This window comes from Polymorphobacter sp. PAMC 29334 (assembly GCF_019431245.1).
GTDB classification, from domain to species: Bacteria; Pseudomonadota; Alphaproteobacteria; order Sphingomonadales; family Sphingomonadaceae; genus Polymorphobacter_B; species Polymorphobacter_B megasporae.
Window position 1 is genome coordinate 3,138,941 of the sequence record NZ_CP080243.1, and the last position, 12,949, is coordinate 3,151,889.

14 protein-coding genes are annotated in these 12,949 nt (G+C 65.4%); 8 read left to right on the forward strand and 6 right to left on the reverse strand.

Annotated elements, in window-relative coordinates:
- Window positions 1–38 precede the first annotated feature (38 nt).
- Window positions 39–2,636 (forward strand): PAS domain-containing protein, encoded by a 2,598-nt coding sequence (locus KZX46_RS18520; RefSeq protein WP_304610423.1) that lies wholly within the window; start codon window positions 39–41, stop codon window positions 2,634–2,636.
- A gap of 134 nt (window positions 2,637–2,770) precedes the next feature.
- On the opposite strand, the gene KZX46_RS18525 is transcribed toward KZX46_RS18520, so the two are convergent.
- Window positions 2,771–3,565, reverse strand: coding sequence for an esterase family protein (locus KZX46_RS18525; RefSeq protein ID WP_219775205.1), 795 nt, complete (start codon window positions 3,563–3,565; stop codon window positions 2,771–2,773).
- A gap of 125 nt (window positions 3,566–3,690) precedes the next feature.
- On the opposite strand from KZX46_RS18525, the gene KZX46_RS18530 reads away from it, so the two are divergent.
- The 4 genes from KZX46_RS18530 to KZX46_RS18545 all read left to right on the forward strand — a co-directional run bounded on the left by KZX46_RS18530 (window position 3,691) and on the right by KZX46_RS18545 (window position 7,124).
- The gene (locus KZX46_RS18530) at window positions 3,691–4,410 is read left to right on the forward strand and encodes a metallophosphatase domain-containing protein (RefSeq protein ID WP_219775206.1); all 720 of its coding nucleotides are present in this window, start codon (window positions 3,691–3,693) and stop codon (window positions 4,408–4,410) included.
- 111 nt (window positions 4,411–4,521) lie between these two features.
- Window positions 4,522–4,953, forward strand: coding sequence for a DcrB-related protein (locus KZX46_RS18535; protein WP_219775207.1), 432 nt, complete (start codon window positions 4,522–4,524; stop codon window positions 4,951–4,953).
- 36 nt (window positions 4,954–4,989) lie between these two features.
- Entirely contained in the window at window positions 4,990–6,441 is a 1,452-nt protein-coding gene (locus KZX46_RS18540; protein ID WP_219775208.1) for a PAAR domain-containing protein, read from the forward strand.
- On the forward strand, window positions 6,441–7,124 hold the full coding sequence (locus KZX46_RS18545; protein WP_219775209.1) for a hypothetical protein: 684 nt from the start codon (window positions 6,441–6,443) through the stop codon (window positions 7,122–7,124). Before KZX46_RS18540 ends, KZX46_RS18545 begins: the two co-directional genes overlap by 1 nt.
- A gap of 20 nt (window positions 7,125–7,144) precedes the next feature.
- Here KZX46_RS18545 and KZX46_RS18550 read toward each other — a convergent pair whose 3' ends face one another.
- The gene (locus KZX46_RS18550; protein WP_219775210.1) at window positions 7,145–7,378 is read right to left on the reverse strand and encodes a hypothetical protein; all 234 of its coding nucleotides are present in this window, start codon (window positions 7,376–7,378) and stop codon (window positions 7,145–7,147) included.
- Between the two features lie 250 nt (window positions 7,379–7,628).
- Between KZX46_RS18550 and KZX46_RS18555 the strand changes: the two genes are divergently transcribed.
- Window positions 7,629–8,921 carry an Hsp70 family protein gene (locus KZX46_RS18555; RefSeq protein WP_219775211.1) on the forward strand — a complete coding sequence of 431 codons (1,293 nt, stop codon included), beginning with the start codon at window positions 7,629–7,631 and terminating at the stop codon, window positions 8,919–8,921.
- A 27-nt stretch (window positions 8,922–8,948) separates the two neighbouring features.
- On the opposite strand, the gene KZX46_RS18560 is transcribed toward KZX46_RS18555, so the two are convergent.
- Entirely contained in the window at window positions 8,949–9,089 is a 141-nt protein-coding gene (locus tag KZX46_RS18560) for a hypothetical protein (RefSeq protein WP_219775212.1), read from the reverse strand.
- 63 nt (window positions 9,090–9,152) lie between these two features.
- On the opposite strand from KZX46_RS18560, the gene KZX46_RS18565 reads away from it, so the two are divergent.
- Entirely contained in the window at window positions 9,153–10,382 is a 1,230-nt protein-coding gene (locus KZX46_RS18565) for an SGNH/GDSL hydrolase family protein (protein ID WP_219775213.1), read from the forward strand.
- Window positions 10,383–10,557: 175 nt separating this feature from the next.
- Window positions 10,558–10,977: a cytochrome c family protein gene (locus KZX46_RS18570; RefSeq protein WP_216709313.1), complete on the forward strand. Its 420-nt coding sequence runs from the start codon at window positions 10,558–10,560 to the stop codon at window positions 10,975–10,977.
- A 19-nt stretch (window positions 10,978–10,996) separates the two neighbouring features.
- Here KZX46_RS18570 and KZX46_RS18575 read toward each other — a convergent pair whose 3' ends face one another.
- From KZX46_RS18575 to KZX46_RS18585, 3 genes are read right to left on the reverse strand one after another with little or no spacing between them, the layout of a single operon-like run.
- Complete coding sequence (locus KZX46_RS18575; protein WP_226896051.1) at window positions 10,997–11,242, reverse strand: hypothetical protein; 246 nt, start codon at window positions 11,240–11,242, stop codon at window positions 10,997–10,999.
- Window positions 11,239–11,727, reverse strand: a complete 489-nt coding sequence (locus KZX46_RS18580; protein ID WP_226896052.1) for a TspO/MBR family protein — start codon at window positions 11,725–11,727, stop codon at window positions 11,239–11,241. The genes KZX46_RS18575 and KZX46_RS18580 overlap by 4 nt, the downstream gene beginning before the upstream one ends.
- 21 nt (window positions 11,728–11,748) lie before the next feature.
- Window positions 11,749–12,948 (reverse strand): geranylgeranyl diphosphate reductase, encoded by a 1,200-nt coding sequence (locus KZX46_RS18585; RefSeq protein WP_216709312.1) that lies wholly within the window; start codon window positions 12,946–12,948, stop codon window positions 11,749–11,751.
- Window position 12,949 lies beyond the last annotated feature (1 nt).

Here is a 12,949-nt window from a genome sequence, read left to right on the forward strand (position 1 = left end):
GCGTGCATTTAAGGGACGGCAACCGAGTGGAGCAGCGCGTGCCTGATCAGATTCCGTCCGAGAATAGTCTCAGGGACGAACAGCGGATCTCGACCGAGATCGCCGGTATCGACCGGCATACCGATCCTTTCGTCGCGGCGGTCCACGCAACGCGGATGCCGATGATCATCACGAATCCGCGCCTGCCCGACAATCCGGTCGTGTTTGCGAACGACTCGTTCTGTCGCCTGACCGGCTATCCCCGGGACGAAATTATCGGGCGTAACTGCCGCTTCCTCCAAGGGCCGGAGACCGATCCGGCGACGACACAGGCGATCCGCGATGCCGTCCGCCGGGTCGATGCGCTCGAGATCGATATCCGCAATCACCGCAAGGACGGGGAGCCGTTCTGGAACCGGCTGCTGATGGCACCGGTCTACGATGCCGATCACCAACTCGCCTATTTTTTCGCGAGCCAGGTCGATGTCACGCTGGAGCGCGAGCGGCTCGCCGGCCTCGAGAGCGATAACGCCGCGCTGATGGCCGAACTGACGACGCGGTTCCGCACACAGCAGGAGCACGAGCGCGAACTCGATTTCGCCCTCAAGGCGGGCCGGTTCGGGACGTGGAGTCTCGATCTGCATACGCAGACGCTGACCAGTTCCGACCAGTGCAAGGCGCTGTTCGGACTCCCGCCGGAAGCGCCGTTCACCCTGGAAGAGCGTAGCGCTGCAGTGATCGCGGAAGACAGGGGGAAGGCGGAAGATGCGCTCGCCCGCGCCATTGCGGACGGGGCAGATTACGAGGTCGAATACCGCATCGCGTTGCCCGATGGCAGCTTGCGCTGGCTCGCGACACGGGGACAGGCCTTTTTCGATGCGCAAGGACAGCCACAGCGGCTCGCGGGCGTGTCGCTCGACATTACGCACGTCAAGCGGGCCGAGCGTCGCCGCCTGGCTCTTTCGGAGCTGAGCGACACGTTGCGCGATCTCGATGACGCGACCAACATTTCCTATGTCGCGGCCGAGGTGCTCGGCCGGACGATGGAGGTCAGCCGGGCTGGCTATGGCACGGTTTATCGCGAATCCGAGACGATCGTCATTGCGCGCGACTGGACAGGACCCGGCCTCAGCAGCCTCGCTGGGACACTGTCGTTTCGTGACTATGGCTCGTACATCGACGACCTCAAGCATGGCGACACCGTCATCGTCGAGGATGCCCGGATAGATCCGCGGACAATCGGCTCCGCGTCGTCGCTCGAGGGCATTTCGGCGCGGGCCTTCATCAACATGCCGGTCTCCGATCAGGGCGAGATGGCGGCGTTGCTGTTCGTCACCGACACCAAGCCGCGGAGCTGGCAGCCGGAAGATTTCGAATTCATGCGCGAGGTTGCCGAGCGCACCCATGCCGCGCGGGAGCGGCGCCGCGCCGAACGCGAGCTGGCCGATCTTGCGGCGTCGCTCGAGCAGCAGGTCGCGCATCGCACCGCCGAATTGATGACCGCCGAGGAAGCGTTGCGGCAGTCGCAAAAAATGGAAGCTGTCGGGCAGCTCACCGGCGGTCTCGCGCACGACTTCAACAATCTGCTGACGGTGATCCGCGGATCGGTCGACCTCCTGCGGCGAACCGATGTCTCGCAGGAGCGCCGTACCCGCTATATCGACGCGATTGCCGACACGGCCGAGCGCGCTTCCAAGCTCACCAGTCAATTGCTTGCCTTCGCCCGGCGGCAAGCGCTCAAGCCCGAAGCGTTCGATGCCTGCGACAGCCTTCGCGTGATCCAGCCGATGATCCGGACGCTGGTCGGATCACGCATCGCGATTACGCTCGACATCCCGGATCACGCCTGCGTCGTCGATGCCGATCGGAGCCAGTTCGACACGGCGCTCGTCAACATGGCAGTCAACGCCCGCGACGCGATGGGCGGCGAAGGAGCGTTGACGATGACGGTGGGGCTCGCCGACGGAAAGCCCGCTGTTCGAGCGCACCCGGCCGCAGCGGGCCGCTTTGTCACGGTCGCTGTTCGGGACACCGGCACCGGTATCGCACGCGACCAGATCGACAAGATCTTCGAACCCTTTTTCACCACCAAGGGTGTCGGCGAAGGGACCGGCCTCGGGCTCAGCCAGGTGTTCGGGTTCACCAAGCAATCGGGCGGCGATGTCCTCGTCGAAAGCGATCTTGGCGCCGGCGCGATCTTCACGATGTATCTTCCCGCATCCGCGAGCGACGCCCATACCCCGATCGTCGCAACCAACACCGGGCTGCCGCTGGCTCGCGGCGCCTGCATCCTTGTCGTCGAGGATAACCCCGAAGTCGGCACCTTCGCCACCGAAGCCTTGAGCGAGATGGGCTATACGGCGGTCCTCGCGCCCGACGGGATGACGGCGCTCGTCCGGCTGCGCGAAGACCGGGCACGGTTCGACGTGGTGTTCTCGGACGTGGTCATGCCGGGCATGAGCGGCATCCAGTTGGGCCAGGAAATCCGCCGCCTCTACCCCGGTTTGTCCGTGATCCTGACCAGCGGCTACAGCACCGTGCTGGCGCAGGACGGGGCGCACGGTTTCGAGCTGTTGCACAAGCCATATTCAATCGACGAGCTGGCGAAGGTGTTGCGCAAGGTCACCGCCGGCGGCACGGGTCAGCTGGCCGGCTGATCGCGCCAGATCCAGCGGAGCACGTCGCCAAGGATCGCACCGCCGTCGGCATCCGAATGCGCGCCTTCGGTCCAGGCATGATCCACGTCGTAGCGCGCGCCCTTGTCGCCCTCCGCATCGGCGTGCGTATTCGCTCAGTCGAACGCCTTGAGCATCTGCTGGTTGGCGAGGAACCAGTTGCCGTGCTCGTTATCGAGGTCGCTGCGTCCGTCCTGCAGAAAAACGCGCAAGGGGCGGATCGGGCTTTTGCGGATTAGGCCCGGATAGGTGTCGCCGCCATAGACCAGCGGCGACCCATCCGCCCCGAGCTTCAGGCCGATCGAGGTGTAGCTGCCGATAAAGCTGATGACGTTGCCGAACGCCCCCGGATGCCGCCACGCCACCGTCCACGACGCGATTGCGCCGCTTGAGGTGCCGCCGATCGCCCGCCGCTTTGGATCCGCAGCAAACCGCCATTTCCGCGCCACCGCCGGCAGCAACTCCTCCAGCGTCATGCGCGAATAGGCGTCGGACAGTGCGTCATATTCTTCGACCCGATGATCCGGGTTTTGCGTGCCGAGGGTGTCGGGATAGTGCGCCGACACATTGCCCGGCGTCACGAATATGCCGATCGTCGACGGAATAGCCTGCTGCTCGATCAGCTTGTCGAGCAGTGCCGGGACTGCGAGTGGCCCGCCCGGATTGATCGCGCGCTGCCCGTCTTGAAACACCAGCAAGTTGGGCGGCCGCGACGCGTCGTAGCCTGCCGGAACATACACCCAGTAACGCCGCACGGTGCCGGGATAGACCCGCGACTGGAGTTCGAGCGGACCCTCGAGCCGCCCCTTGAGCGCCGCGGGCGCGCTTTGAACTGCGGACTCCGGCGGAGCGATGGGTTCCGCAGCACCAGCCCCCGTCGCCAGCAGCAGCGCCAAGATCATTGCCCGCATCATGGTTCTCCCCGTCCGCGCACGGTCTAGCACGGCCCTGCCCGTCACGCTGCCAACCGATCCAGATTCGATCGAAACCGCGGCGTTATATTATGCAACGTGCACCCGCGCTGGTAAGCAGTCGCATGGAAACGCGTGTTACGGTCATCAGCGATACGCATTGCCGGCACGACGAGATCGACCTGCCCGCTGGCGACTTGCTGATCCACTGCGGTGACATGTTCAATCTGTCGAGCAAGGCACCGCAACAACTTGCGGCAATGGATGAGTGGTTCGGGCGGCAGAAGTTCGCGCGGATCCTGTGCACGGGCGGCAATCACGACCGTCTGCTCCAAGCCGAGCTGCAGCGACGACCGCAGCCGTTTCGCAATGCGCACTTCATCAAGGACGAAGTCGTCGAGTTTCGCGGACTCAAGATTTTCGGTGCGCCGTGGGTGCCGGAGTTGCGGACCCATGCCTTCTTCAAGGATCGAGCGGGCCTCGCCGCGGCGTGGGCACAGGTTCCGGCCGACATCGACATCCTGATCACGCATACGCCGCCGCAGGGCATTCTCGACACGTCGAGCAGGGGCCGGTCGTGCGGGTGCCCATCACTTACCGACGAACTGAAGCGCATTGCGCCACGCGTTCACTGCTTCGGGCATGTTCATGCGGCGGCAGGCCGTCGACGGGTCGGCAAGACGCTGTACCTCAACGCCGCATCGCTCGACGGCGACACCGGCACGATGCGCGCGCCGGTGATGTTCACCCTGTCGTCGATCGGCGAGCGTCAGCCATCCGCATCGTGGGGAGCGCGGATCGCGCAACGCTTGCTGGGCACTGCCAGCGCTAGCGCTGTTCCGTAACACTGTTCGGATATTCGAGCTGACACGAAGCGACCGGCTTTGCTTGATCGATGCCTCTTCCGGATCAACGGCTTCGAGTCTATCTGATGATCAGTGGAGATGGAGATCCATGTGACGGTGACGACAACGATGCCACCGCCGCCGGGCTGGGTGGACAAGACGATGATCGTCCATAGTGCGCCGCACGATGCGACGCGTGCGCTGGCGCCCAACATCGTCGTCGGCCGCGACGCGCTGATCGACGGCGAGACGTTTGCCGGCTTCTGCGACCGGCAGGCAGCGGTCTTTCGCGACAATCTTCCCGGGTTCGCGGGCGATGACCGCGAATCGGGACAGCTCAACGAGCGGGCGGCGATGCGGATGACGTTCAACTGGACCTCGGGGGCGGGCGTGTTGCGTCAGGAGGTCGTGTTCATCGATGCCGGGCAAGGCGTGGTGGTCAACTTCACGGCGTCGGCGGCAGAGCAGGACTTCGAGGCGCACAGCGACCTCTTCCATCGCCAGCTCGCGGCGCTCAAGATCGATACCGCGGCAAACGACTAAGGTGCTGTCGCCCGCCCTCTTCGCGACGGCGCACCAATGAGCGGCGGGGTTCCCGCCGCCCGCGTCGGCGACCCGATCGCGCACAGCAACGCCGGCACCGGCATGCTCGTCGGCGCGCTGATCGGGCTCGCGGCAGGGGCGGTGCTGGTCGGTGCGACGATCGCTACCGGCGGCGCGGCGCTCGCCGTCGTCGCGGCGGTCGGCGGTGCGGCGGGGCTGACCTCGTTCGGCGGCTTGTCGGGAATGAACATCGGCGGCGCCTCGATGGGACCGCCGACCGGCAACCTCGTCAAGGGGTCGCTCAACGTCAAGATCAACGGCCGCTTCGCGACGATGACCGAGCAGGGTCTGGCGACGTGCAGCGACCATTCGGGGCAGATTCCGCTCGCGACTGGGGCGGCGACGGTCAAGGTCAACGGCCTGCCGGCGGGGCGGATCGGCGAGAAGCTCGGCTGCAGCGCGCTGGTCGTCGCGCCGTGCTCGCCCAACGTCAACATCGGCGGCCCGAGCGTCGCCGACCCGAACGTCGTCGTCAAGCCCGAGGTCCCGGCATGGGCGGTGACCGGCCTGCAGGTGCTCGGCATCGCCGGCGCGGTTATGGCGTTGCCGTACGCGATCGCCACGGTCGGCGTCGCGGCGACGATCGGCGGCGGCATCGCAGGCTATTTCGGCGGCGAATACGGCGGCAAGGCCGGCCGCGCGCTCGGCACCGCGATGGGCATGAGCGAAACCGGCATCCGCTCGATGGAAGCGGGCGGGCAGTTTCTTGGCGGCTTCGCCGGCGGCGTCGCGGGGGTCAAGGGCATGCAGGCCGGCGAAGGAGCTATTGCGGGGTTGGGTGCGCGAGCGCCCGCTGCGGCAGCGGCAGACGACGCTTTCGTGTCACGCGCGCCGTTCGATCAGGAACCCCCACTACCTGCGGGCGGCAAGGACAAGCTCGACTTTTCTGCCAACCGGCCGGGTGGCGTCAATATGGATAACCTGTCGCCTAAAGATGCCGCGGCGGCCAAGGCCATGAGCCAGGGCGGCTGGGATGACGGCATGCAAAAGCAGGTGCTCAACTCGGGCGATGGATTCGGAGTCAAAGCCGGTCAGCAAGGCGACCCGGTATACAAGTTCAGCAGCGCCGGACGCGACGAAGCGGGGGCACCTCCGAGCGCCTACTACGCCGATCAGGAGGGCTTCGACCAGCTAAAGGCAGCCCATTATGACGAAGCAACCGACAGCTGGAACGGCAAGGGGGTGAAGAACGACATCGCTCTGCCATGCTACAATGCGGCCGATGCTGTCTGGCGCGGTACGCTAAATAGCGACCAGCCGCTGGTCACGTCGACGACGAACCCCGCTTCGGAGACAGTCCACCAACTCAACCCCGACGGCTCGGTCGCCAAGGTCTTTACCCGCGAGATGACCGGTGGTGGCGGTCAGGTGACGCCAGCTTCGGGCGGGGTCGGCGGTCTCACCCCCTATAATGCAGGAGGACATTGATGATCCCGATCACGCCGGAGATCATGGGGCCTGGCATCGAGGAAGAATACGCCGACGCGCTTTCTGCAGTCCACGACATGCAACGCGCGCTCGGGCCGCAACCGCTGACAAACCACACACCCGAAGGCCGCGTGTCGATGGAAATCAAATGGGTCGAGCAGGAAATCGCCACGCGTCGCCTGCCGATCCCAGTCGACAAGAGCTACGTCCATACGATTTATTATCTTGTTGGTTCGAATGAACTCGCCAACTACCCGGGGTTCCAACCGGCGATTGTCCGGTTAGCGCGGGTCCTCGATGGCGACGGGCTGATCAAGCCGCGTCATCTTCCTATCGTCGTTGCGATGATCGAGGAGTTTCTCGATGATGCCGCAAAAATCAGATCCAATCTGCCCGAAAGCGATCGCCTGATTCTTGCTGATTTAAATACGATTGCACACGAGCTCCAACGCGGTGTGATGCCCGCCGCAAGGCGTCCCCAGGACACATTTTCAGCTTTGGCGAGCGACGCCCTGGAACAGGGTGTGCCTAATGGCTCGAACCGCCTGCGATCGATCAACATGTCGCTCTTCGGCGGCCGCCGGCCTTGGCCTGCACGCAAGCCCCCCTTGCCCGCGCCCGTCGCGGGCTTGCCTGAACGTGCGCCACCGCTTCCGCCCGCTCTGGAAGGGAAGATGCCGTAGACCAGCGAGAACCGCGAGTGTCACGCCCGTGTATTCCTTCCAAGCGCTTCGTCGACGCGACATCGTCCCGGGCAGATCGCTATAGCCTCGGTCACGACGAGGTTGGCGGATCGGATTATCTTTCGATTCCAGTCGCCAACGGGAAGATCGATTATGAGGAATATTATCGCCTCGACCCAAAAGAGTTTTCCCGCTTCGTCGACGATCGCGCGCTCGCGGCCGCCTTCGCCGATGCTTGCCGTCGACAGCAGCACGACGATCGCCTGATCCTCCAACCCGGATCTGACCGGGGCACCGCGTAGTAGAGAATGCGGGCAAATGAAGGATCTTGGTCACCGGCGGTAAGGTGGCCGGGGATGGATGTCTGATCCGACAAAAGGTCGATGCTGCAGGACGTAGCGCCGCCCGGGTGCATCCGTCGGCGATCACAAGGCCAGGTCCTTACGCCGCTCCAGCAACGCCGGCTTTGCGTAACGCGCGCGGCCTGTGTAGCGGAGGGCGTCAATGTCCAGCCCGGCCCCTTATGTTCTCGGACTCGACTTCGGCACCACGAACTCCGTGGCGGCGATCGCGCGCGACGGACACTCGAGCCTCGTCGAACTCGAATCACCTGCAGGCACTGCGGCGGTGTTTCGGTCGGCGCTGTGCTTCTGGGAAGACGACACGGTCCGCGGCGGGATCGCGAGCGCGGGCGGGCCATGGGCGATCGCCGAATATCTCGAATTTCCAGGAGCGAGCCGCTTCATCCAGTCGTTCAAGTCGGTTGCCGCGAGCGCGACCTTCGAGCGTGCGACGATCTTTGAGCGACAGTTCAAGTTCGAAGACCTGGGGCGGTTGTTCCTCGACAAGATGGCCGCGCGCGCCGACGGAGCCTTTTCCGGGCCAGCGCGCGTCGTCGTCGGGCGTCCCGTCGTCTATGCCGGACATGCGCCCGACGAAGCGATCGCGCGCCGGCGCTACGACGCAATGTTCGCCGGCATCGGCGCGACGTTGCACTACGTCTATGAGCCGCTCGGCGCTGCGTTCAGCTACGCGTCGCGGGTCAGCGAACCGGCAACGGTTCTCGTTGCCGATTTCGGCGGCGGGACGAGCGACTTTTCGGTGGTGCGGATCGAGGCACCTGGGGCGACGCGGCGCTGTGTCCCTCTCGGTCACGCCGGGGTCGGCATCGCCGGCGACCGATTCGATGCGCGGATCGTCGAGCAGCTGGTCATGCCGCTGCTCGGCAAAGGCGGCTTCTATCGATCGTTCGGCAAGATTCTCGAAATCCCCGGCGGTTATTTCGCCGACTTCGCGGACTGGTCGCGACTGGCACTGATGCGCAACCGCCGGACGCTTGCCGAGCTCGAATCGCTCCGCCGGTCAGCACTCGACCCCGACGCGATCGGCCGCGTGATCGCGGTCATCGAGCAGGAACTTGGCTTTCGCCTCCACGAGGCGGTTGGGCAGGTCAAACGCGACCTGTCGGCGGCGGACACGGCCTGTTTTCGCTTCAGCGGCGCGGGCCTGACGATCGAGGCGGACGTGACCCGCGCGGCGTTCGAAGGCTGGATCGCCCCGGATATCGAGCGGATCGAGGCGGCAATCGACCGGGCGCTGGCGATGGCATCGACCACCCCCGGGGCAATCGACCATGTCTTTCTTACCGGCGGCACCTCGCTGACGCCGCGGATCGTCCGGTTGTTCGAGGAGCGCTTCGGGGCCGAGCGTCTTGCGAAGGGGAACGAGCTGACGTCGATCGCGCACGGTCTCGCCCTGATCGGCGAGCAGGCCGAATTGGCGGCGTGGACGGCGTGAATGCCCGTGATCGCATAGACGTCCCGTTCAGGGGGCGCCGACGGGCGGCTCCACGCCATCCGCGGCCGCGATCTGCAGCGCCAGCACGCGCTTGAGGATTTTGCCTGTCGGGTTGCGCCGGAGGATGTCGATGACTTCGAGCTGTTCCGCCGACGGGGCGAAGATCACTGCCCGCGCACGACACGCCATTCATCGCTGGAATCAAAGGAAACGCGGGCGCATGTTTACCCGATGAAAGTCACCTGGCTCCTCGCGAGCATCCTTCTGTCGACCCCCGCGCTGGCGGCGCCGGCGGACGTCGCACGGTCCGAGTGGAGCGCGTCCTGGGCGGCGTCTCAGCTCGCGGTTGAACCGGCGAACGCGCTGCCCAGCGAGGACGCGACCGACGTCACCCTGCGGCAGACAATCCGGCTATCTGTCGGCGGGCCGCGCCTGAGGGTTCGCCTGTCGAACGCCTTCGGTACGCAGCCGCTGATGATCGATACGGTCCGAGTCGCCCTCGCCGGCAAGGGGTCGGCGATCATCTCATCATCGCAAAAGCCGGCTCTGTTCGGCGGCAAATCGTCGGTCATGATACCGGCGGGAGCCGATTATTGGTCGGATCCGATCGACATGAGCACGCCTGCGCTAGCGCGGCTGGCGATCAGCCTGCACCTCGACGCAGCGCCGACGGTGCAGACGGGACACCCGGGGTCGCGCGCCACCTCGTACATCGCCCATGGTACGCGCTCGGACGACTCCGAGCTCGCCGGCGCCAAGCCGGTCGAACACTGGTATCAGATCGCGGGCGTCGACGTTGCCGCGCCAGCAAAATCCTCCACGATCGTCGCCTTCGGCGATTCGATCACCGACGGCCACGGCGCAACGACCGACGGCGACGATCGCTGGCCGGATGTCCTCGCCGCCCGCTTGCAGGCGAGTGCCGCTGGCCGGCAAACCGGAGTCGTCAACGGCGGGATCGGCGGCAACCATCTTCTGACCGACGGCCTTGGCCCCAACGCACTGGCCCGTTTCGATTGCGATGTGCTGGCGCAGGCCGGGGTCCGGTTCGTCATCATGCTCGAGGGCATCAACGACATCGGCGGCGCGACGCGGGAGCATGCGATTTCTGCCGAGGCTCACGCCACGTTGGTTGCCCGTCTGATCGACGCCTACGCCCAAATGATCGAGCGCGCGCACGCGCACGGCATCCGAATGATCGGCGCCACCATCCTGCCGTTCGTTGGATCGGACTATTATCACCCCGGTCCGGAAACCGAGGCCGACCGCGCGGCCGTCAATCGGTGGATCCGAACGCCCGGCCATTTCGATGCCGTCATCGACTTCGACCGCGTTGCCCGCGACCCCGCGCACCCCGACCGGATGCTCGCGCAATACGATTCGGGCGATCACCTGCATCCGTCGGCGATCGGCTATCGGGCGATGGCGAACGCCGTCCCGCTCGAGTATTTTAGCCGCTGAACGCGCAAAGATAATATTGTTCGGCTTCACAGACTACCGTCATTCAGGAACACGCAAGCCGCCGGAGCGTAGATCGTTTACGGCGTCATGCCGCATGGTCGCTTCGCGCCGTTGATGCCCGAAACGATACGTGTATGTTGCCGCTGTGCTGGGGAAGTCGTTCGTGGGAGAGATAATGACCAAGATTTTGAAAGTCGCCGCAGTTGCCGCCGCGATGGTGGGAACTGCCGCTGTTGCCGCGCCGCCGCCGTTGCCGCCCGGCACCCCTGCCTATGCGTCGCTCAAGGGTGACGCGACTGCAGGCAAGGCTGTCTTCACTGTGTGCAAGACCTGCCACGTCATCACGCCGGGGCAGAACCGGATCGGGCCGTCGCTGTACGGCGTCGTCGGACGGACCTCGGGCTCGGTTCCGGGCTACACTTATTCGGCCGCGAATAAGAACAGCCACATCGTCTGGACCGAGCCGGTGCTGTATCAATATCTGCTTGCGCCGCAGAAGTATGTCCCGGGCACCAAGATGACCTATCCGGGCCTCAAGGATGCGCAGAAGCGCGCCGACGTCATCGCTTACCTGAAGTCGAAGCCGACCTCGTAAGATCTTCGGCCGGCGCGGGTTACAACCCGCGCCGGCGCAGATCGGCAAGATGTGCGGGAAACGACGCGGCGAGCGCCAGCGCGACCCACTGCCAGCCCGCTCCCGTCAGCGCCGCGCGCACCGCGAGCAGGATCAGCGCCCCGGGCAGGAACGCCAAGATGATCGTCGCGGCGTGCCCTCGCCGCTTGATCAGGATGATCATTTCGACCAGCATCACCGCGAGCACGATGTCGACCGCATGGCCGGTCGCGAACAATGAACTCATGCGAATGGCGGGTTGAGCCGCACCACCGCGAGGTTGAGCAGGCTCGCGAAGCTGACCCAACCGAGATACGGCAGCAGCAGGAATTTAGCGGTCAACGATCGCTCGGCGGCGACGATGATCAATAGCATGATCGACAACCAGAAGACGCCGACCTCGATGAATGCCCAGTCGGGGCGGTGGAGCCGGAAAAAGATCAGGCTCCACAGGACGTTGAGAAAGACGTTGAACGCAAACAAGCCGACGACCCGCGTTCGTTCGCGGTCACCGATCGCCGCGCGCCATGCCGTGACCCCGGCGGCGACGGTGAAGACGTAAACCGTCGTCCAGCCGACCGGAAACGCCCAGTCGGGGGGCGCCCACTCCGGCTGGCGCAGGCTACGATACCACGGGCCGAGATCGGTAATCGTCGAGCCGACTGCCGCGACCGCAAACGCCGCGCCGATGCCGACAGCGATCGGCTTGAGCAACGGTCGCGCCCGGCTCACGGTCTCAGGCCCCGTCCCGACTCATGCCGCCGTCGTGCCGATGCCGAACAGGTGACCGAGATCCTTGAAGAATATCCGCGCATGCGCCATCGGGTCGGCGCGGACAAGCTCCTTGTTCATATACGCCTGCCATGTCAGCCGCTGAACATCGGCATCGTCGCAAATCTTGACGAAGCGCTCGCGGCGCTTGTCGCTCGAATACCAGAAATACTGCATCATCCCGAGGATCCAGAAAACCCGGCCGTGCGCCTTCATGAACTTCTTGCGTGCGCCCGCGAGCGCCTTCGGGTTGCCGGTCTCGAGGAAGGCATCGACCGACTCGGCGGCATAGCGCCCGGCGGTCATCGCGTAATAAATGCCCTCCCCCGACGCCGGGGCGACGACCCCCGCGGCGTCACCGGCGACGACGATGTTGCGGCCGTTATCCCATTTCTTGAGCGGCTTGAGCGGAATCGGCGCGCCTTCCCGGCGGATCGTCTCGCAGGTGTCGAGCCCGGTATCGGCTCGCAACGTCGCGACCGCGTCCTTGAGCGAGAAGCCCTTGTTTGCGCTGCCGACGCCGACGCTCGTCGTATCGCCGTGAGGAAATATCCATGCGTAGAAATCGGGTGACAGCTTGCCCTGGTAATAGATGTCGCAGCGCTCGCGGTCGAAGGCGCTGTCGACCGGGGTCGCGATCATCTCGTGATAGGCGAAGACGCACGGGATGCGCTCGGCGCCCTTGAGCGTGTCGCGGGCGACGCCCGAGCGCGCGCCATCTGCACCGATCACCGACCGGGTCCGCAGCCGCTGGAGCGCGTCGTGCTTCGCCGCGCCCTTGGGACGGAAGACGACGACGGTGGTGCCGTCGGGATCGGTCTCGATCGCCTCATAGGTGCCGGTCCGGCGGGTTGCCCCGGCGGCGGCGGCGCGCTCGCGCAGCCACTCGTCGAAGTCGCCGCGATCGACCATCCCGACGAAGCCGCCCTCGATCGGCATATCGACCGCGCGGTCCGACGGGGCGATCATCCGCGCCGCCTTGGCATGGCCGACGAGGACCGACTCAGGGACTGCGAAATCCTTCATCAGCCGCGGCGGAATCGCGCCGCCGCACGGCTTGATCCGCCCGGCGCGGTCGAGCAACACGACCGATCGACCGGCGCGGGCGAGATCGGCGGCAGCGGTGGCTCCCGAGGGCCCGCCGCCAACGACGACGACATCGACGATATCGGTGTCCAGCATG

Excerpts from the sequence above, each read along its gene's own strand:
- KZX46_RS18525 (WP_219775205.1), bottom strand. The coding sequence starts at position 3,565 with ATGCGGGCAATGATCTTGGCGCTGCTGCTGGCGACGGGGGCTGGTGCT.
- KZX46_RS18530 (WP_219775206.1), top strand. The coding sequence starts at position 3,691 with ATGGAAACGCGTGTTACGGTCATCAGCGATACGCATTGCCGGCACGAC.
- KZX46_RS18540 (WP_219775208.1), top strand. The coding sequence starts at position 4,990 with ATGAGCGGCGGGGTTCCCGCCGCCCGCGTCGGCGACCCGATCGCGCAC.
- KZX46_RS18545 (WP_219775209.1), top strand. The coding sequence starts at position 6,441 with ATGATCCCGATCACGCCGGAGATCATGGGGCCTGGCATCGAGGAAGAA.
- KZX46_RS18555 (WP_219775211.1), top strand. The coding sequence starts at position 7,629 with ATGTCCAGCCCGGCCCCTTATGTTCTCGGACTCGACTTCGGCACCACG.
- KZX46_RS18565 (WP_219775213.1), top strand. The coding sequence starts at position 9,153 with ATGAAAGTCACCTGGCTCCTCGCGAGCATCCTTCTGTCGACCCCCGCG.
- KZX46_RS18570 (WP_216709313.1), top strand. The coding sequence starts at position 10,558 with ATGACCAAGATTTTGAAAGTCGCCGCAGTTGCCGCCGCGATGGTGGGA.
- KZX46_RS18575 (WP_226896051.1), bottom strand. The coding sequence starts at position 11,242 with ATGAGTTCATTGTTCGCGACCGGCCATGCGGTCGACATCGTGCTCGCG.
- KZX46_RS18585 (WP_216709312.1), bottom strand. The coding sequence starts at position 12,948 with ATGCTGGACACCGATATCGTCGATGTCGTCGTCGTTGGCGGCGGGCCC.